The organism is Clostridium sp. CS001 (genome assembly GCF_020443565.1).
Lineage (GTDB): Bacteria > Bacillota > Clostridia > Clostridiales > Clostridiaceae > Clostridium_AD.
Map to the genome: position 1 here is coordinate 170,645 of NZ_JAIZZN010000003.1, position 20,681 is coordinate 191,325.

Sequence of the window (20,681 nt, forward strand, 5' to 3'; positions counted from 1 at the left end):
AGATGAAATTTATTTTTGATTAGGGAGATGAAAAAATGACATATACAAAAAGAAGTATAAAAAGCACTGCTGCTGCATTGATATTTTTGACGATGCTTTTCATAGTTTGCATTTCAAGTAGTATCCAAGGTGCGTCTTTAAATGATAACAATCAGGTTGATACAAAATATAATATAGCACCTGATAAGGTATGGAAGATTAACTTCAACAAAGAGATAGATTTAAATTCTATAAATAATGATAATGTTAAAGTTTATGATAAAATTACAGGTGGAACAATATCTATTAATATAATAAAGGATTATAAGGATTATAAATCCTTTAAAATTGACTCTTACACAGACTATACAAAAGGTAAGGGTTATAGAATAGAAATCATAAATGTAAAAACAAAAGATAACAGTAAGACATTGAAACCTACCAAAATGGATTTTTATGTAAAAAATATATATTCTGGATTGCCAGGAGAAAATGGATTGATTATTATCGAAGATAAGGCCTATGCCACTGAGTATTTATTAACTCATAGTAAAGAAGTTAATGAGATTATTTTAAACAAAGGCTATGATGTTTACTTTACCAATGATGTAAATTACGAACAACTTTCAAGTATACTTAAGTATGGATTTTTATATGGAAATACAGTGTCGAGAAATTACGATAAAATGACGTATATTGATAGTCAAGGGAAGAATCATTTATATATTTGGGATAAAGAAAATCAAGAGTATAAGTTATATCCGGCAACTGTAGATTTAAAAATTGTAGTGAGAAGCGATGTAAAGTTAATTAGCGTTACGCCAAGTAATTTGGTTTCTGTGCCTGGGGCAAGGTACTATAAATTAAAACATAGTAGCTCTATTAGTGATTTTGAGAAGGCTATGATTTATACCACCAACGATAAGATGGAAGAAATATCAATATTGTCTAGTGATAAAACAGTGCTGGCAAAGGGATATTTTAGCATTCAAGCCAACATGATAATAAAATGTTATTTAGATACTGTTGATGGATATGGCTCGGGTAATACAAGTGGAAATATTAATAATAATGGTATAGTTGCATTGGATTCAAATGGATTTATTTACTATTCAAATTCATGGGATAAAGAAAAACTTTATAAAATGGGATTTGATGGTGTGTTTAATAAAAAGATAAGTGAGGATAAAGCTCAATATATAAACATAACTCAAGATTATATTTATTATAGTAATTACTCAAATGGAGGAAAGTTATATAGATCAGAATTAGATGGTTCAAAGTCACAGCTTCTTGTAGATGATAAAGCGGCTTATATAACTTTATCAGGAGATTATATTTATTATAGCAACCATTCCGATGGGGGAAAATTATATAAAGTTAAAAAAGATGGTTCTGATGCAATTAAAAATCACGGTAATCCAGTTGCAAATGCATCAACAGGTGAGGTTGCCTATATTAGTATTGATGGAGAATGGATTTATTATATTAATCATTTAGATGGACACAAACCTTATGTAATAAATAAAGACGGTACTTATAAGGGGAAATTAAGTGATGAATATGCCACTAGTTTACAAGTATATGGAGATTCAGTTTACTATTGCTCCGGAGGCGGAGTTATAAGCAAAGTTAAAAAAGATGGTACTGGAGGCATAGTACGTATTAAAGGTACTGCTTCAGAAATCAACAAAGGCTTTCATATCAATGTATTTGATGAGTGGCTTTATTATAGTAACTCAGAAGATAAAAATAAATTATACAAAATTAAAACTAATGGAAGTGGAGAAAAAATAAAACTTTCAGAGGATTCAGTAGGATATATTAATATTGTTTCAGGATATATATACTACAACACAACAAATGGAAAGTTATTTAGAATTGATTTGAACGGAAATACAGCCACAAAACCAGAAGAAGTTGGGGGCAAGCCTGTTATAGAAAATATTTTGGATATAAATAACTTAAGGGCTGTTGTATCCTTCCAAGATGTTAATGAAGATATAAAGTTCCTCGAGAAAAAGTACCTACCAGAGAAGGTAGCTGCTATAATGGGGGATAATATCATGAAGCAACTAGTGGTAATTTGGGATACTACAAAGGTTACAGTTAAAGATGGGATTAGAACCTATAAGGGTAACGCAGTTGGATATAACAAAACTATAACTTTTGATTTAGTATTGCCATCAGAAATGCTAAATGATACTAATGAGATAAATATTTATAATAATAATGGTAAAAATGATACTGTGGAAGTAGTAGCTATTCAAACAGATATAAGCAACACTGCTCGCAGAATACAAGAGGGAGAAATAATTAGAGTATATAGCGATGAGGAATGTAAATATAAATTAGGAGAAGGAAAAGTAACTAGAGAGAAGAAGGTATTGATTCAAAAACTAGATTTGGATGCCTTTGGCAAAAGTATTTGGATTACTATAACCAGAATTGGTAAAGCTGAAAGCGCACCAACAGAGGTTAAACAAGTAGAAGCACCAATAATACAATTAGATGCTGCAAGAGATAAAGATTATGCTAATTTAGGGTTAGATATAAGGGATTTTAGCATTGGGCAATGGAAACCATCAGCTAAAAATCCATATGTTAATACAATAGCACCAACGCAATCTATCTACATTGTACCTTCTAAAGTTGTATTGGACATGAAGAGCTTCCAAGCAAAGGAAGAGTTAATTAGTATTGCTACTAACTCTTGGGATGGAGCAAAACTATACAACGATTTGACTGGCGATAAATTAGAACTTAGAAAATTAGATAGTAAAAAAACATTATTTAAAGCTCAAAATTATGATGTGTATATAGCAACTAAGTACTCTGGTGAAGGTGGTCCTGATAGTGATGGAAAGCGTCCACGTGTAAATGGGATGATATCTAGCGATACTCCTTCTATTATGTTGGCTAAAGAAGAAGCATTACCTAAAAAGCCAATTATAATTACACAAAGAGTAAGAACTAGAGAAAGAGATGTAGATAAAGATGGAATAGCAATAGGAACAGCAATAGGAACAGAAATTACATTGGCTATAGCCCCTGCAATAGGAGAAACTGCTTGGATTGTACCAGTTGAAGATATTGCAAAGGTAAAAGGATGGAAGTGGGAAGATAGGGACAAGTGGTTAGGTTCTACTGGATGGGTTAATGAAGGAGGTAATAATCCATATGATCCTTTTAAAGAATTGGAAAAAGAATATGCTAAGTATGGCACGCAATTGGAAAACATTACAAAGTTAGTTGGAGATGGATCCAATAAATTTATTAAAGCTCCTTTAGGAATGAAGGATGATGCCAAATATAAAGATAAGAACTATAAATTATTTATAGTAAATGGTGTAGGCGCATCAGTGGAAGGCGGAGCCTCTTTAAGAGATACAAATGATAGCATTATAGTAGATAATCAAGCATCAACATTATCACTCTTATCAAAGATAGTTGTAAAAGCTGGAGATTTCATTAAAGTTAAAACTTCGGAGAATCCAAATATGCCATTGGAATCTGAACGAGCAAGGGTGTTTATTATAGATGGTGACAGTGATGTGTATACCCTCGAGCAACTTGAAAATTCAGTAAAAAATAAAAATGGAAAGTTTATCAATGTAAGAAATAAAGATGTGTATAAACTATATACAACAGGTTTAGAAGCTAAAGAAAGTAATTTTAAAAAACCTAACTATACTATTGTAGTAGTTGATGATGCTGGAAATGTTTCACCGTTATATCGAGTTAGTATTGTGGTTAAGACTTATGAATTAAAGGAACTATTTGTGGAAGTGACTAATAAATTGGGAATCACAAATACAGAGGATAAAGCTACCATAAGTAGAATGAATAGTTTGATTTCATATCTACCTAACGTAAAAAAGATTATAGAAAACGCAAGTTACGAGAGTCAAAACAATATAACAGATGCTTTTAATAATTTAAAAAGTAAATATTCATCTTTTTTAAATTTATTAGATCCTAAACCTGCTATAATAACTAAAGATATTGATGTATCTGAGCCGATGTTTACATACAAAGATCCAGCAGAAGTAGATAGTAGCTCAATTAAGGTTAATATCAAATCAGATAAAGCAGCAACAGCTCATTATGTAGTGTTGCCAGCAGATTTTCAGTGTCCAGATTATAAACTATTAATGCATTCTAATAGTTTAGGTATGATAAAAAGTACAATTCCTCTTTTGAAAAACACAGAAAAACCGCTAGAAATAGATATAACTTCTTTAAAATCAAAAACAGATTACATTATTTATGTAGTATTAGAGGATGATGATCTTAACTATTCTGATGTTGAAAAGATAGAATTTACAACTAAATAAGAATAATTAGCAATTCAAACCTATGATATATCATATTAAAAAACTCATTCTAACTTAGTGTATGATTACAAATAATTATAATGAATTTAATACAGTAACTGTAAAAACAGGCTTAATGAAAATTAAGTCTGTTTTTGTATAATTAAGTCTATTCTTGTATAAGATTGTTAAAACTATTGACAATATAGAACAGTAATGTATAATAAAATAGGTTTGAAATAAAAATCCAGATAACATAAAGATTGCCAGAAGGGAAACATGGCAATTAAAATATGTATTTCAACAGTGAAATATAGAATCTTAAATTGTAAAGTTAATTAAATTAATAAAATAATCGGAAGATTATATTCACTAAGATAAACAAATAGTATATAATAAGATTATTAAAGTCGAAATTTTAGATTTTGAAAATAAACTTAGCTAATTTTTATTAAAGTGATAGGTTTTAAGAAGGGATTTTGAACTATATGTCTAATTAATAGAGTAGGAGATGATTTTGTGAATATAAAGGGAGAATCTGTAAATATAAACACCTACGATTTGCTAAAAAATAGCATGGATGCTTCCGCATTGAGGGGCAAAGTTATTGCAAATAACATTTCAAATATTAATACAAAAGGTTATAAAAAGCTTTATGTTACATTTGAAGATACCTTAAATAACAGTATGAGTGGAGATACACTAAAAACTGACAATAATAAGCATATTCAAACAGGGAGCACCAGTGGGGAAATTGCAGTACAAAGAGATGAAAGCACTAGCATGAGACAAGACGGTAACAATGTAGATATTGACCTAGAAATGACTAATCAAGCAGCAAATGAATTAATGTATAACGCTTTAGTTAAACAAGTTAATAGTAAGATTTCGCTTACTAGTTATATTATAGGAGGAGGAAAATAATGAATAATGCTTTCATGGGAATGAGAATAAGCTCTAGCGGGCTAACTGCAGAAAGACTAAGAATGGACACTATAGTGTCAAATATAACAAATGCAACAACTACAAGAGGAGAAAATGGACAACCATACATAAGAAAAATAGCTGTGTTTCAAGAAAGCTTGCAAAAGGAGTTAGATAAAACTAGTGGTACATACAAGGATAGTTTTAGAGGAGTCAAGGCTGTTGGTATTGAAAATGATGGTTCTCCTTTAAGAAAAGTTTATAATCCATCACATCCAGATGCAGATAACCAAGGGTATGTTACAATGCCTAACGTAAATATTTTAAATGAAATGGCAGATATGATTGCTTCAACAAGAGCATATGAGGCAAATGTAAGTTCTATAAATGCCCAAAAGAGTATGTTTTCAAAAGCTTTAGAAATAGGTAGATAGGAGAGGGATTTATGAATATTAATGCTTACATCCAAAATGCTAAAATACATAATGAAATTCAAAAAAATGTTATAGAAGGTGATAAGAAAAGTAATGGGTTCTTAGACACTTTAAAAGAAAAGTTAAATGAGGTTAATGATAAGCAAATAGAAGCAGACAATATTACTCAAAAGTTTATAAAGGGTGAAGAGGATGACATTCATAAAGTTATGTTATCTACAGAAGAAGCTAAACTGTCATTAGAACTTGCAGTGCAAATTAGAAATAAACTTGTTGATGCATATGGGGAATTTAATAGGATGCAGATATAGTAAGGGGTGCTGGATATGAACAAGCTGCTTGAAATAAAAAATAAGCTTTCGCAATGGTTTGTTAACTTAAGTAAAAGTAAAAAGATAGCTTATAGTTTACTTGCGGGCGTAATTGTAGTAGCTCTTAGCTCTTTTATAATAATGGCATCAAAAGTTAAGTATGATGTGTTATTTTCAAATATGACATCAGAGGATTCTGGCGCTATAGTAGCAAAGTTAAAAGAGAAAAAGGCTCAATATAAAATAACCGGTAACTCAATACTGGTGCCAAAGGGAAATATCGATAGTCTTAGAATGGAACTTATGTCAGAGGTTGATATTAAAGAAGGAAGTAACGGATTTGAACTCTTTGATAATGGTAAAATGGCACCTACAGACAAAGAAACTAGTATTATGTACCAAAGAGCTTTAGCAGGTGAAATTGAAAGAGCTATTAAATCTTTTCCAGAAATCGAAGGAGCTAAGGTTAATTTAGTCTTGCCAGAAAACACAGCTTTCGTTCGCGAAACGGAGCCAGCAAGTGCATCTGTAGTAATAAAACTTAAAGCAGGTACTAAGTTAAATAACTCACAGGTAAAGGCAATAGTTTCTTTACTTACAGGTGCGGTGGAAAACCTGCCAAAGGAAAACGTTAGCATAGTTTCTGATAAGTTTGAGCTTTTAACAGAAGGGTTATATGAGGAAGAAAAAGACACATTAATTGGGTCTACAGACAAGCAACAACTTTTAAAGGCAGAAATTGAAAAGGGTTTGGAAGCAAAGATAATGAAGGTTTTAGAACCTATATATAAAAATGGAGTAAAGGTTTCAGTTAATACAGATCTTGACTTTGATGCCCTTCAAAAAAACAGTGTTAAATATGAACCACAAGGAACTATTGTAAGCTCACATGAGGTTGAGACGGTAGACAATGGTTCTACTACTGGAGTATCCTCTAGTCCTGTGGATAATGCAACTCAAAACACAACACCTGTAACCACCAATAATGGTAACGTGGTTAATAAAGATATTACAAAGAATTTTGAAATTTCAAAGATAGAAGAATCTTCAGTGAAAGCACCTGGGGGAATTAAGAAAATTACTACTTCCGTTGTATTGGATGGCAATTTAGATGAAAATACTAGAACGGCTGTAAACAATTTAGTTATAAATGCCATAGGATATTCAGAAACCAGAGGAGACTCTATAAGTGTAGAAGGATTGGACTTTAATAGTGATAGCAAGAAAGAAACTGAAAAGGTACTTCAAGATATTGAAGATGCCCGAAAATTAGCGGAAAAGCAAGCACTATACACTCGTATTGGATTTGCAGCTGCGGCTATTATATTATTTGTTATATTATTATTTGCAATCCGTAGATCTAAAAAGAAAGCAAACAACGTGCCAGAAGGCATTGATATGGTAATTGGAGATGAAATAGCTCCAAAACAACAAGAAGTATTTGCTCCTATTGAATTTGAAGTTAACGATAAAAATTCCCATATGGAGAAGGAAGTTAAAAAGTATGCTGCAGAGAAACCAGAACAGGTTGCAGATATAGTTAAGTCTTGGCTGACGGAAGATGAGAGGTGATAAATAGTGGCTAAAAGTGAGAAACTTACGGGAATACAGAAGGCAGCTATATTATTTATAACCTTAGGGCCAGACGCTTCCTCAGGTATAATAAAGAAGTTGCCAGAAAAAGATATTCAAAAGATAACCTACGAAATTGCTAATATAACTTCCGTAAAATCAGAGCAAAGATTAGCAATTTTGGACGAATTTATGGGAATGAATAAAGCAAAAGATTTTCTATTAGAAGGTGGAGTAGAATATGCAAGAAATTTGCTTTCAAAAGCATTGGGTAGTCAGAGAGCAAAAGATATATTAGATAAGGTTATGGAAGAAACCCAACAGTATAGACCTTTTTCTATTGTTAGAAAAGCAGATGCACATCAGCTGCTAAACGTTATGTCTAGTGAACATCCACAAACCATAGCACTTATTATGTGTTATATGCAACCAGATAAGGCTGCGCAGATAATGTCAGAACTACCTTTGGATCTGCAAAGTGAAGTATCTTATAGAATAGCAACTATGAGTAGTATTTCTCCAATGGTTGTAAAAGAAATAGAAAAGGTTTTAAATGGTAAGTTATCTTCTGTTATTAGAACGGATAGTGCTGTCATTGGCGGAATAGATTCCTTAGTTGATATTTTAAATCAAGTAGATAGAACCACAGAGAAGAATATTACAGAAGGTCTTGAAAGAGAAGATGCAGAACTAGCAGAAAAAATTAAAGAATCTATGTTTGTATTTGAAGATATTATTACATTAGATGATGTTTCAATACAAAGGATTTTAAGAGAAGTAGATGTTAAAGACTTGTCACTTGCATTAAAGGGATGTTCAGAAGAGGTGGCAAATAGTATATTTAAGAATCAATCTAAGAGAGCCGCAGCATCTTTGAAAGAGGATATGGAGTTCTTAGGACCTGTAAGACTTATGGATGTTGAAAAAGCACAACAAAAAATTGTTGGTATTTTAAGGCGATTAGATGAAGCAGGTGAAATTGTGCTTTCAAGAGGTGGAGAAGATGCAATTATCCTATAATGTTATAAAAAATTCACAAATTATAGAGCAAGGTAGCAGAGAAATAAATACACATAAAAATAACGATTTCAAGGTGGCTAAGCAGGAGGAAGATCAGGGGGTTAAAGACTCTACATTAGAGAGCTTTGAAAACATTGCTAAGAATATATTAGGAAATGCAAAAAGGCAAAGTGAGGAGATCATTTCAAAGGCTTATATGGATTCAGTAGAATTAAAAGAGCAAGCCTTTGAAAGTGGTACAGAGCAAGGGTACAAAGAAGGTTACGAAATTGGCTACAATAAAGCAATGGATACAGCAAAGGATGAAGCAAAGATTGTTAAGGCAGATGCTGACTCTGTATTAATGTCTGCAAAGGAGCAGTATAATGCTTATTTAGTAGAGAAAGAACAACATATTAAAGCCTTAATTGTAAATATAGCAGAAAGTATATTAAAAAGAGAAATGAAGGAGCCAGATGCTTTAAATGAAATGATTTTTCATGTTTTAGAAGCTGAAAGAAATATAAAAACATATATTATAAAGGTTAATAATTCTCATTTTGCTATGATAAAGGATCAAATTGAAGTTTTTAAAGTTAAGCTTGCTTTTCAAGGTGATATATTTGTTATAGAGGATAATCTTTTGGATGAGGGAACTGCTGTTATTGAGAAAGAAACAGGAAAAAGCATCGTAAGCATAGCTTATGGTATAGAAAAGATTGTTGAAATTTTTCAGGAAGAGCAAATAAAGGCATAGAAAGGCGAACCTATTATGATAGCTGTAGATTTTGAGCATTTAATGAAAAAAATTCCTGGCATTAACTATACTTATTCTGAGGGTGTGGTAAAAAACGTAATAGGACTTACCATTGAAGTTCAAGGGATAACGGCATTTGTTGGTGAGGTATGTAAAATTTATAACATATCAAATGAAGAAGTTTCATGTGAGGTTGTTGGGTTTAAAAATATGGATGTAATTCTAATGCCTCTTGGTGAACTTGTAGGAATATCTCCAGGGTGCAGAGTGGTGCCAACTGGAAATCCACTTAGTGTTAAGTGCTCAGAAGAACTTTTTGGTAAAGTCTTAGATGGGCTTGGTAATCCTTTAGATGGTAGTGAAATTAGTAAATACACAAATTATTCTTTAAATGCAGCGCCACCAGACCCTTTAAAAAGACGCAGAATAACAGATGTTTTGCCTACAGGGGTAAGAGCTATAGATGGATTTTTAACTTGCGGAGAAGGACAAAGAGTGGGAATATTTGCAGGTAGTGGAGTAGGTAAAAGTACAACTCTTGGAATGCTTGCAAGAGAAGCAAAAGCAGATATAAATGTAATTGCACTTATTGGAGAAAGAGGAAGAGAAGTGCGTGATTTTCTAGAAAAAGATTTAGGTGTTGAGGGAATGAAAAAGTCAATTATAGTATGTGCAACATCTGATCAACCAGCTCTTGTAAGGTTAAAAGGTGCATTTACAGCTACAGCTATTGCAGAGTACTTTAGAGATCAAGGAAAGAAAGTCATATTAATGATGGACTCAGTAACAAGGTTTGCAATGGCACAGAGAGAAATTGGACTAGCTATAGGTGAGCCACCAGCAACTAAAGGATATACTCCTTCTGTGTTTTCAATGTTACCTAAACTAATGGAACGTAGCGGGATGTCTGACAAGGGATCTATTACAGCTTTTTATACAGTACTTGTAGATGGTGATGATTTTAATGAGCCTATAGCAGATGCTGTTCGGGGTATACTGGATGGTCATATAGTTTTATCAAGAGCATTGGCTGCAAAAAACCACTTTCCAGCTATCGATATTCTAGCTAGTATCAGTAGGTTGATGTCTGAAGTTGCTATGAAAGACCATAAGGAAGCAGCATCTATGGCAAGGGATTTAATGGCAACATATAAAGACTCCGAAGACCTTATAAATATTGGAGCTTATGTAAAGGGCAGTAGTAAAAAGATAGATAAGGCAATTCATTATAATGATAGTATAGAATCTTATTTAATTCAGGGTATGGATGATAGTACAGACTTTGAAGTTAGTATAAATATGTTGGAAAATATGTTTAATTAAAAAAATCGAAGTACTGCAGAGAGAGGGGTTTTAAATTGCCAGAAGTATATAAGTTTAGACTTCAAAAGCTTCTTGATATTAGGATGGATAGCGAAGAAAAAAGTAAACTTAAATTTAAAGAGGCGCAAAGAGAAAAGAATTTAGTAGAAAAGCAGCTAAATGATCTAAAAGAGAATTACAAGGTGCATAGAAATATAACTACAGATGAATCAATTATTCATCAAAAAATCAAACAGAACTACTTAAATGCTATAAATTTCTCAATCAATGAAACTACAGCAGTATTAAGGGATAAAAATATAACACTTGATGAAAAGAGAGAAAACTTAAAAAAATGTCAAGTAGAAAAGAAAACTGTTGAAATTTTAAAAGAAAAGCAGGTAAGTGCTTTTATAAAAGAGCAAAATTCAATAGAACAAAAGGCTAATGATGAGTTCGCTCTTTATGCATTTATTAGAAAGAACCATATGGGAAGGGAGGTGAAAAAATAATGAAAGTAGATATTAATGTAATTGCAAATAATATTCCGAAAAAACTAGATAATCCAAAGTCAACAAGCAAAAAAGATGAGTTTAAGAAAATTCTAGACAACCATGAAATGCAATCTAAGAATTCTTCAAATGAAAATGTTGATGAAAAGTACAATAAAGATGTTGCTAAAAGAGATGGTAAGGATTTGGGAAAAACTAACTTGAAAAACTTAGACAATGAAAATCAAAATGTTAAAACTGAGAAAACTGCTGTAGATGAAAGTGAAGAAATGGAACCAGTTAACACAAAAGAAAATAGCAAGATAGGTTCAGAGATATTGAGCTTTTTAAAACAATCTATTGATGAGCTAACGAAAGGCACTGATAAATCTTCAGAAGAATTATTAGGCGTAGGTAAAGCTACTGACGAAATGACACAAATCCAGCAGTTGCTGCAATCCTTACTTACTATGTTTCAAAAATTTAATGATACCACCGCAACTAAAGATCAAGATACTAAAAGTGGTACTGTTAATCTAGAACAATTAGTAGGTGGAGAAAAGGTAATCACAGATACAAAAGGTTTACTAAAAAACAGTCTTAATGAAATGGTGACACTGTTAGAAAGTTCTAAAGAGAACAGCCAGGTATCGTCTCAAATAATTGATGTGCTCCAAAAACTTATGACGAAAGTAGAACAGGTAGAGGGAGATTTGAATTTATTTAAAATTCCTAAGTTTGAAACTTTAAGCGCAAGTAGTGAAGACAAATCAATAAAAGACAACCTACTACAAAAGATAATTGATCAAGGTAATAAAGTAGTTTCTGAAATTTTACCTAATTCTCAAATGCAAAATTCTGGTGATTCTAAAAGTGATAAGAAGTCGTCAGGAAATAGTTTTTTTGAAGAGAAATTTCTTAATAATTTAATTGGCGAAGATAAAGAAGAGCCTAAAATATCAAAAGTAGTTAACTTTATGAATCAATTTGAATCTGTAAAAACTCTAGAAACATCTAAGGTTCAAGCTACAAACCTAGTTATTGATAAAAGTAATGTTGGAGCAGATGTAATTAAAACCATAAAATTTATGGAAATTAATAATATTAAGGATTTAACAGTAAAAATGAATCCTAAAGAACTTGGAGAAATCACCATAAAGATTGTTGTGGAAAGCGGTGTAATGAAGGCTAGTATATCAGCTCAAAACAAGGAGACTTATAATTTATTAAATCAAAACATTCAAGACATTGGTGATAAGTTAAAAAATATGGATATTAAGATTCAAAGCTTAGATATAAATATTTATGAGGATTCAACCTTCTTTAGTAAAGACTCTAATGAAAAAAATAATCAAAGACAACAAAATAAAAACACAGATAAAAATGTAGGCTTAGAAGAAGATGATGTTTTCTTAGGTAATAACTACGTTATGGAAGAAAGTCAGGTAAATAAATTTGTTTAAAAACAATTTAATAGCTTGTACCTTATGTATGCAAAGGAGTGATAAATATGGGTACTGAAATTCTTGAAACGAGATCAGAAGCGGAACTAGCGGCAAGGGCAACACAAAGGGGTACTAGGATTGTAAAGAAAGGTCAAGAAATGGATAAAAACTCTTTTTTAAGAATTCTTTCTGCAGAGCTTTCAAACCAAGATCCAACTAAGGGTAAGGATGGTACAGAATTTGTATCTCAATTGGCCCAATTTGCGGCATTAGAGCAGATGACAAATTTAAATAGCACTGTAGCTTTTTCAACATCTTCTTCACTAGTGGGTAAAATGGTAGCGCTTAGCTCTTACGATGCAAAAGGAATGCAACATGGAGGCATTGTGAAGGCTGTGTTTAAAGAAGCAGGTGTAACGAAACTCGCAGTGCAACTTACAGATGGAACTATGAAAGACTTCCCAGCTGATGCTTTGTCTGATATTTTGGATGTACCAGACTATAGGTTAGATTACATTAATGGCAATGCAAGTTTTTCAAGTGCAGTAAGCTTAATGGGAAAGCAGATTGAAGCAGTTGTGCAAGAAGGTGTGGATGGAAAGGATACAAAAAACTATGCTGGAACAGTTAAAAGCGTCTTTAGAGATGCAACTGGTACTAATTTAACTATTGCATGGCAGGAAAATGGACAAGAAGTTACCCAAAATGTAAATTTCAACAATATAGTAAAAGTTCAATAAAAAGTACCTAATGGGAATAGTAAGGTGATATTATGTCATATCGAGTGATAAATGGTAAACTGTACGATGCAAAGGATTTTTCTGATTTTTCATATGGAAACTTACAGAAAAATAGGGTTAAAGATAACAAAGAAATTACTGATTTTAAACAAATTTTAGATAAGCAGATTAAAAAAGAAGAGTCCTTTACCATATCAGCCCATGCAGCACAGAGATTAAGCAGTAGAAATATTACTTTAGATCATGGAGATATGGAAAAAATCAACAAAGGGATAAATATGGCCTCTGAAAAGGGTGCTAAGGAATCACTGATATTATATAAAGATGTTATCTTAGTTGCAAGCATTAAGAATAGAACTATTATAACTGCTTTAGATAAAAATCAAAGTGAAGGAAATGTAATAACAAACATAGATAGTGTAGTTTTATTGTAAGCTGGACCATTTTGGAGGCTTAGCTTTGTGGAAAGATAGAAGCAAAGTAACTATTGTAACTATAGTTTTAAAATAGAATTTCATTATAAAATTTTTATAGAAATATTTTCAGTAAAACTCAAACATAAAAGTGGAGGTAATATTATGCTAAGATCATTATATTCTGGTATAAGCGGAATGAAAGCAAATCAAGTCAAATTAGACGTTATAGGAAATAATATAGCTAACGTTGGAACTACAGCATTTAAGGGTTCAAGAGTTAGATTTCAAGACATGGTAAGTCAAAGTATGTCTCAAGCCTTAGCTCCTGGAGCAAATCAAGGTGGAGTTAATGCAAGACAAGTAGGTCTTGGTGTACAAGTTGCAGGGATTGATACTATGGTAGGGCAAGGTATGATGCAACCAACATCTAGAAATTTGGATGTTGCTATGGATGGTGAAGGGTACTTAATGGTGGCTAAAGGGTTAGTTCCCAAAGGTGAGGCTGAGAGGAGTATAAATCCAGATCAAATAGCAGCTGCAGAAGAAACAATTGAATCATCAAAGGATAAAAAACTTAATGAAAAAAAAGGGGTTCAGCTAAATCCTGATTATACAGTAAATGATTCCAATGGGTTAACAATATCTTATACAAGAGACGGAGCTTTAACCCTAGATAATGAAGGAAACTTACTGAATTCTGACGGATTAAGAATACTCGGATACGCTGTTAATGATGGAAAAAATACAAGTTTAGATTATGATAAAAATGGTAAGCCAATTTTAACTTACGCTAATGCAGATAGTCCAACCATATTTACAAGCCACATATTAGTACCTCTGGTTATACCAGAAAAGATTTTTGTTCCAGCAGTAGAGGAGATTCCTGGACCACCTATTATTCCAGCTACAGAAGCGACATTTTCTAGAATTAGAACTTTTTCTATAGAAAAGGATGGGATGATAAAAGCAGTTTTAGACAGTGGTAAAGTTGCAATACTAGGACAAGTAGCGGTTGCTTCATTTAAGAATCCTGCTGGATTATCTAAAGTTGGAGGTAATATATACGCAAATACCTCAAACTCGGGTGCTGCAGTGGTAAGGACAGGAAAGGGCGCACTTCCTGATGACGTTGATCCTGAAAGCTTCGATCCTGAGGATCCTAAATACGTTACAGACAATGGCATGGGCTACGGTGACATGCTTCAAGGAATGCTTGAAATGTCAAACGTTGACCTAGCTGAGCAATTTACAGATATGATTGTTGCAAGTAGAGCTTTCCAAGCAGCAGGTAAGACAATTACCACTGGGGATGAAATACTACAAGACATAATAAATCTGAAAAGATAGTAGTAACATGAAATTTTAAAGTGAATTTGTGTTAAGTCTCAAATGCTACAAGTATTTGAGACTTACCAAATTCTTTTAATTTATAATACATATTAGATAATAGGAGGGGCTATGATAAAATTAACAGGTTTAAATAAAGAAGGATTTGTTTTAAACGCTGAAATTATTGAAAAAATAGAAGTGGTGCCTGAAACATTAATAACGCTTATAAATGGAAAGAAGTATCTGGTGCTCGAGAGTACAGAACAAGTAATTAAGGAAGTTATAGATTATAAAAAGAAGATATTTGCAGGTAGGTTATAGGAGGAAGTTACATGAAAAAACATGATATTTTGACCAGTATTGGTGTTGCAATAGGAATCGTGCTGATTGTATGGGGTATGTCGGCTGGTGGAGCTAACTTAAGGATATTTTATGACTTCGCATCAATATTAATTACAGTAGGGGGCTCATTTGCTGCACTTCTCATAGCATACCCTATCTCAGCAATGAAAAGAGTAATGACAGTTACGCTGCAATCATTTAAAGAGAGTACAATGTCTAGCACAGAAATTATTGATAGCTTCACAAATTTATCTAAAAAGGCAAGAAGAGAAGGGCTTTTATCTCTTGAAGATGAAATGGCTCAATTAACAAATGAATTTCTGAAAAAGGGACTTCAAATGGTGGTTGATGGTCTTGAACCAGAAACAATAAAGGAAATCATGGAACTAGAAATAGGTGAAATGGAAAGACGTCATACTGATGGCGCTAACATGTTAAAAGCTTGGGCAGCTTATGCACCTGCATTTGGTATGATTGGTACTCTTATAGGACTTATTCAGATGCTTGCAAATTTAAGTGACTCTTCTGCATTAGCTTCTGGTATGGGAAAAGCATTAATAACTACGTTTTATGGAGCACTACTTGCAAATTTAATATTAATACCTATGGCGCAAAACTTAAATTATAAATCAACTATTGAAGTAAATGCTAGGGAAATGATGCTTGAGGGAATACTTGCAATTCAATCTGGAGTTAATCCAAGGATTGTTGAAGAAAAGTTAACGTCTTATTTATCACCATATGACAGGTTAAAGTTTCTTGAAGCACAAGCAAAAACAGCTGGGGTGACAGATAATGTCTAGAAAAAAAGGTGCTAAAGAGGAGATGCGAACAGATGCTTGGATAGCTACCTTTTCAGATACTATGACACTTCTTCTAACCTTCTTCGTGTTATTATATTCCTTTTCAACAGTTGATGCTGCAAAGTTCAAACAAATCGCGTCTTCTCTTCAATCTGTTTTAACAGGTGAAACTGGAAAGAGTATTTTAGATTTCAATGTAAAAACTGGAGAAGTTCCATTAGTAGGGGAGCCAATTCCAACTACTAACGCTAATAATGATACTGAGGATATATATGAAAAGGTTCAAAGCTTCATAAAAGACAAAAAGTTAGAATCAACAGTAGTGATAAAGTCTGACAATAGAGGTGTTATCATTCAACTTAGGGAAAACATTTTATTTGAAAGTGGAAAAGCAGAGATTATAGATAAGAGTAAACCAGTTTTAAATTCAATAAATGGATTAATAGCTACTTTCCCGAATGATGTTGTAATTGAAGGGCACACTGATAATATTCCCATTAGCAATTACGAATATAACAATAACTGGCAACTATCTTCTGCTAGGGCTTTAAATGTGCTTGAGTATTTTGTAAGCATAAAAGGCCAAGTTCTTCCAAAAAGGTTTAGTTCTGTTGCATATGGTGAATACAGGCCTATTGTAGCTAATAATAACGATGTAAACAGAGCTTTAAACAGAAGAGTAAATATTTTAATTGTTGCAAATGAAAAGGAGGCCACTAAAAAATGAGTGAGAAACCAAAAAAAGATAAATCCCCAAAAGGAAACATTTTTAAAATTGTAATTATAGTTCTATTATCTTTAATAGTAGTAGGCGGAGCAACCTTTGGAGGAATGTATTTAGCAAGTAAAAAAGGCGTAGGTGCTGATGTTAAATCAGATAAACCTGTGGAAATTAATGAGGTAACTTATTCATTAGATGAATTTTTAGTGAATCTTTTAGATGAGGATGGAAGAAGATATCTAAAGGTGAAGGTTTTTATTGGCTACGAGGATAATAAAGATTTGACAGCGGAAATAGAGTTGAAAAAACCAATAATTAGGGATGTATTAAACACTTCTTTCAGGTCAAAAAAAACTACGGACTTTGGAGCAACAGGTGTTGATACTATGAAGGAACAGTTAATTGTTAGTATAAATTCAGCTTTAAGTAAAGGAAAGGTTTCTCATATATATTTTAATGATATATTAGTGCAGTAGGTGCAAATATGATAGACGGTGAATTTTGGATACTAATACTCAAAATTATATTGTTTTTACCCCTCATATTATTTTTATTGTACCTGTCTTTAAAATATGGTGGCAATAAGCTTCAAAAGTTACAAGATGGTAAGTATATGAAAATACTAGATAGGATTACCTTATCTAAGGACAATAGTATTCTCGTTGTAAAAATTGGTGAAAACGCTTATGCTATATCTTCAAGTTCAAAGAACATAGAAATTTTATTTGAAATTCCCAAAGAAGAAATTATTATTATTGAAAATAGTAAAGAAATACCACAATATGAAGATATGAAAGACTTGTTTAAAAAACACATTATGAAAAAGGAAGTTAAAGATGAAAAGAAAAAATAAAAACTTGTTTATTTTTGCTTTGGCTATGGTAATTGTAGGGATTGTTGCAGTTAAGGTAGTAAATGCAGCACCTCAAACACTGCCAATACCTAAGATTAATATTTCAGTCGACAATGCTAAGACGCCAACTGACTATGTTGATAATATTAAGCTGTTAATAATGCTTACAGTACTTACTTTATTGCCTTCATTTATAATAATGACCACAAGCTTTGTAAGAATTATTATAGTACTTTCCTTATTTAAAAGTGCTATTGGAATTCAGCAGGCAATACCAAAGGAGGTAATTATAGGGCTTGCATTATTTTTAACTTTTTTTACAATGGCTCCAACCTTTGAAAAATTAAATAATGAGGCTTTAACTCCATACTTAAATAATCAAATAACTCAACAGGTTGCTATTGATAAAGGGTCAAAACCTATGAGAGATTTTATGTTAAAACAAACAAGAGCAAAGGATTTAAAACTTTTTTTAGAAGTTGGAAAGTTAGAAGATACAGTTAAAAATCAGGTTGATGAAGCGGGAAAGGTAATAATGGTAAATGGGAAGCCTAAATTAACCTATGATAAAGTGCCCCTATATGCAGTGGTGCCTTCTTTTATGATAAGTGAGCTAAGGCGATCTTTTGAAATGGGATTTTTAATATTCATACCATTTATTATAATAGATATTGTTACAGGTAGTATTTTAATGGCTATGGGAATGATGATGTTACCACCAGTTATGATTTCGCTTCCATTTAAGTTATTGTTATTCATTATGGTTGATGGATGGAATCTTTTGGTAAAATCATTAATTATGAGTTTTAGTTGAGGTGAAATAAATGACTGAGAGTATTGTGTTATCTATAATAAAAGATGCAATTCAAACTGCAATATTAGTAGCTGCACCAATTTTACTTGTGGCTACCCTTGTAGGATTAATAATAAGTATATTTCAAGCTACTACTCAAATCCAAGAGCAAACATTAACTTTTGTACCAAAGTTATTAGCAGTTGCATTAATGGGACTATTAATGGGTAGCTGGATGCTTCATACAGTAGTTAGTTTTACAACAAGAATTTTTGAACTTATGGCTAATATGGGAGGTTAGGTGGAGTTATATTGATTGATACAGCTTATTATTTAGGCTTCATTATGGTACTCCTGCGAATTTCAGCATTTTTTATGGGCATACCAATTTTCTTTCCTAAATCTACTCCTCCAATGGCAAAGGTTGGATTTTGTGTTATTTTCACTTTTTTAATAGTGCCAGGTGTTAATTATGAAAATGTAAATTTAATTACTAGTAATATGACGCTGATAGTTTTTGCAATATCAGAGGTTACCACTGGATTAATATTAAGTTACTTAGTAAAATTTTGTTTTTTCTCAGCACAGATGGCGGGGCAACTCATGGATTTCCAAGTTGGATTCTCTATGATGAGCATGTTTGATCCTATATCAAATGAGAATGTTACGCTACTTGGTAGGTTGCTATATTGGGTAAGCATGGTAATGTTTTTTGTTGTAGATGGCCATCATATGCTAATAAGGGCTATTATTGATAGTTTTAACAGTGTTAGTATTGGAAGGTTTATACTTAATCAGCAGTCATCAATGATGGTAGTAAAGGTTTTTATAGAATTTTTTACACTTGGAGTAAAAATAGCCATACCAATTATTTTAATAATTATTATCACTGATTTGTGTATGGGACTGGTATCAAGGACAGTGCCTCAATTAAATATTATGATATTAGGTATGCCAATAAAGATATTGGTAGGGCTCAGTTGCTTTGCTTTAGTGCTGCCAACAATTTTAAATTTAATAGTGAATTCTTTTTATGCAATTCCAGATGTAATTAAAGCTCTATATAAGGTATTGCCATTATTAATTATTGTTTCTGCAGATAGTGGTGAAAAAACTGAAGAAGCTACTCCCAAAAAGAAAAGTGATTCAAAGAAAAAGGGGCAAGTAGCAAAAAGTAAGGAATTATCATCTACTATTACACTATTTACTGTGACACTGCTTATGATTATGCTAGGCTCATATATGCTAGAGAATTTAAAAGGTTTATTAAGTCTTTTCTTAAGCAATTATTTAACATTAAGTGTTAACGAGTATACTTTTAAAAATATGCTTCTTGTTTCATTAATAAGGTTTGGTCTTTTGGTTTTACCAATTCTTGTACCTATTATGATTATGGGTATAATTGCAAGCCTTATGCAATCTGGATTTATATTTACCGGTGAACCACTTAAGGCTGATTTAAAAAAGCTAAATCCAATAAGTGGATTCAAGAAAATTTTTTCTACAAGATCTTTAGTAGATTTAGTTAAGAATTTAGCTATAATTTCTGTAATAGGATTTGTAGCTTATGATTTTATTCAAAGTAATTACTTAAGTATAATGAATTATGGAAGTTTGAAAATAGATGCTATTTTAACTGTATTCGGTGGATTAGTGGTGGACATATTTTTCAAAATAGCAATAATTATGATTATAATATCCGTAATTGACTTTGCATATCAAAAGTATAAACACAACAAAGAGTTGAAAATGAGTCTTCAAGAAATTAAAGAAGAATATAAGCAACAAGAAGGAGACCCACAGATTAAATCTAAAATTAAGCAAAAGCAAAGGGAAATGGCGGCAGGTAGAATGATGCAACAAGTGCCTGATGCTACTGTGGTTATTACAAATCCTACTCATTTAGCTATAGCAATTAAATATGAGCAAGGAGGCGAAGGTGCTCCAATAATTGTGGCCAAGGGAGCAGACAATGTAGCTATAAAAATAAAAGAGATTGCTAAAGAAAATCAGGTCCCAATTTTTGAAAATAAACCTTTAGCAAGGTTAATATATAAACAATTAGATATAGGATCGGAAATCCCAGCTGAGATGTATGGTGCTGTGGCAGAAATATTAGCATTGGTATTCAAATTAAAGAAAAGAAAGTAAAGG

At 32.1% G+C, this 20,681-nt stretch carries 21 protein-coding genes; all 21 read left to right on the forward strand.

Annotated elements, in window-relative coordinates; all coding sequences use genetic code 11:
• Nucleotides 1-35: 35 nt before the first annotated feature.
• The gene (locus tag LGK97_RS03695; RefSeq protein WP_226258389.1) at nucleotides 36-4,316 is read left to right on the forward strand and encodes a DUF5050 domain-containing protein; all 4,281 of its coding nucleotides are present in this window, start codon (nucleotides 36-38) and stop codon (nucleotides 4,314-4,316) included.
• A gap of 498 nt (nucleotides 4,317-4,814) precedes the next feature.
• A complete protein-coding gene (gene flgB, locus LGK97_RS03700; RefSeq protein WP_226258390.1) occupies nucleotides 4,815-5,219 on the forward strand; it encodes a flagellar basal body rod protein FlgB in 405 nt (134 codons plus the stop codon).
• Complete coding sequence (gene flgC, locus LGK97_RS03705) at nucleotides 5,219-5,653, forward strand: flagellar basal body rod protein FlgC (protein ID WP_226258391.1); 435 nt, start codon at nucleotides 5,219-5,221, stop codon at nucleotides 5,651-5,653. Before flgB ends, flgC begins: the two co-directional genes overlap by 1 nt.
• Nucleotides 5,654-5,664: 11 nt before the next feature.
• Nucleotides 5,665-5,964: a flagellar hook-basal body complex protein FliE gene (gene fliE / locus LGK97_RS03710; RefSeq protein ID WP_226258392.1), complete on the forward strand. Its 300-nt coding sequence runs from the start codon at nucleotides 5,665-5,667 to the stop codon at nucleotides 5,962-5,964.
• A gap of 15 nt (nucleotides 5,965-5,979) precedes the next feature.
• Nucleotides 5,980-7,536, forward strand: coding sequence for a flagellar basal-body MS-ring/collar protein FliF (gene fliF, locus LGK97_RS03715; protein WP_226258393.1), 1,557 nt, complete (start codon nucleotides 5,980-5,982; stop codon nucleotides 7,534-7,536).
• Between the two features lie 6 nt (nucleotides 7,537-7,542).
• Nucleotides 7,543-8,556: a flagellar motor switch protein FliG gene (gene fliG / locus LGK97_RS03720; RefSeq protein ID WP_226258394.1), complete on the forward strand. Its 1,014-nt coding sequence runs from the start codon at nucleotides 7,543-7,545 to the stop codon at nucleotides 8,554-8,556.
• Nucleotides 8,540-9,292: a hypothetical protein gene (locus LGK97_RS03725; protein ID WP_226258395.1), complete on the forward strand. Its 753-nt coding sequence runs from the start codon at nucleotides 8,540-8,542 to the stop codon at nucleotides 9,290-9,292. Before fliG ends, LGK97_RS03725 begins: the two co-directional genes overlap by 17 nt.
• Before the next feature lie 15 nt (nucleotides 9,293-9,307).
• Nucleotides 9,308-10,615, forward strand: a complete 1,308-nt coding sequence (gene fliI / locus LGK97_RS03730; RefSeq protein ID WP_226258396.1) for a flagellar protein export ATPase FliI — start codon at nucleotides 9,308-9,310, stop codon at nucleotides 10,613-10,615.
• 35 nt (nucleotides 10,616-10,650) lie between these two features.
• Nucleotides 10,651-11,106: a flagellar export protein FliJ gene (gene fliJ / locus LGK97_RS03735; RefSeq protein ID WP_226258397.1), complete on the forward strand. Its 456-nt coding sequence runs from the start codon at nucleotides 10,651-10,653 to the stop codon at nucleotides 11,104-11,106.
• Nucleotides 11,106-12,548: a flagellar hook-length control protein FliK gene (locus LGK97_RS03740; RefSeq protein WP_226258398.1), complete on the forward strand. Its 1,443-nt coding sequence runs from the start codon at nucleotides 11,106-11,108 to the stop codon at nucleotides 12,546-12,548. Before fliJ ends, LGK97_RS03740 begins: the two co-directional genes overlap by 1 nt.
• A gap of 47 nt (nucleotides 12,549-12,595) precedes the next feature.
• Complete coding sequence (locus tag LGK97_RS03745) at nucleotides 12,596-13,270, forward strand: flagellar hook capping FlgD N-terminal domain-containing protein (RefSeq protein ID WP_226258399.1); 675 nt, start codon at nucleotides 12,596-12,598, stop codon at nucleotides 13,268-13,270.
• 32 nt (nucleotides 13,271-13,302) lie between these two features.
• Nucleotides 13,303-13,704: a TIGR02530 family flagellar biosynthesis protein gene (locus LGK97_RS03750; protein WP_226258400.1), complete on the forward strand. Its 402-nt coding sequence runs from the start codon at nucleotides 13,303-13,305 to the stop codon at nucleotides 13,702-13,704.
• Nucleotides 13,705-13,848: 144 nt separating this feature from the next.
• Nucleotides 13,849-15,033 (forward strand): flagellar hook-basal body complex protein, encoded by a 1,185-nt coding sequence (locus LGK97_RS03755; RefSeq protein ID WP_226258401.1) that lies wholly within the window; start codon nucleotides 13,849-13,851, stop codon nucleotides 15,031-15,033.
• Nucleotides 15,034-15,144: 111 nt separating this feature from the next.
• Nucleotides 15,145-15,336, forward strand: coding sequence for a flagellar FlbD family protein (locus LGK97_RS03760; RefSeq protein ID WP_226258402.1), 192 nt, complete (start codon nucleotides 15,145-15,147; stop codon nucleotides 15,334-15,336).
• A gap of 11 nt (nucleotides 15,337-15,347) precedes the next feature.
• The gene (locus LGK97_RS03765; RefSeq protein ID WP_226258403.1) at nucleotides 15,348-16,160 is read left to right on the forward strand and encodes a motility protein A; all 813 of its coding nucleotides are present in this window, start codon (nucleotides 15,348-15,350) and stop codon (nucleotides 16,158-16,160) included.
• Nucleotides 16,153-16,887 (forward strand): flagellar motor protein MotB, encoded by a 735-nt coding sequence (locus tag LGK97_RS03770; protein ID WP_226258404.1) that lies wholly within the window; start codon nucleotides 16,153-16,155, stop codon nucleotides 16,885-16,887. Before LGK97_RS03765 ends, LGK97_RS03770 begins: the two co-directional genes overlap by 8 nt.
• Entirely contained in the window at nucleotides 16,884-17,357 is a 474-nt protein-coding gene (gene fliL, locus LGK97_RS03775; protein WP_226258405.1) for a flagellar basal body-associated protein FliL, read from the forward strand. Before LGK97_RS03770 ends, fliL begins: the two co-directional genes overlap by 4 nt.
• Before the next feature lie 8 nt (nucleotides 17,358-17,365).
• Nucleotides 17,366-17,734, forward strand: coding sequence for a flagellar biosynthetic protein FliO (gene fliO / locus LGK97_RS03780; RefSeq protein WP_226258406.1), 369 nt, complete (start codon nucleotides 17,366-17,368; stop codon nucleotides 17,732-17,734).
• A complete protein-coding gene (gene fliP / locus LGK97_RS03785) occupies nucleotides 17,718-18,548 on the forward strand; it encodes a flagellar type III secretion system pore protein FliP (protein ID WP_226258407.1) in 831 nt (276 codons plus the stop codon). The genes fliO and fliP overlap by 17 nt, the downstream gene beginning before the upstream one ends.
• 10 nt (nucleotides 18,549-18,558) lie before the next feature.
• A complete protein-coding gene (gene fliQ / locus LGK97_RS03790; RefSeq protein WP_226258408.1) occupies nucleotides 18,559-18,828 on the forward strand; it encodes a flagellar biosynthesis protein FliQ in 270 nt (89 codons plus the stop codon).
• A gap of 11 nt (nucleotides 18,829-18,839) precedes the next feature.
• The gene (locus LGK97_RS03795; RefSeq protein ID WP_226258409.1) at nucleotides 18,840-20,678 is read left to right on the forward strand and encodes a fused FliR family export protein/FlhB family type III secretion system protein; all 1,839 of its coding nucleotides are present in this window, start codon (nucleotides 18,840-18,842) and stop codon (nucleotides 20,676-20,678) included.
• Nucleotides 20,679-20,681 lie beyond the last annotated feature (3 nt).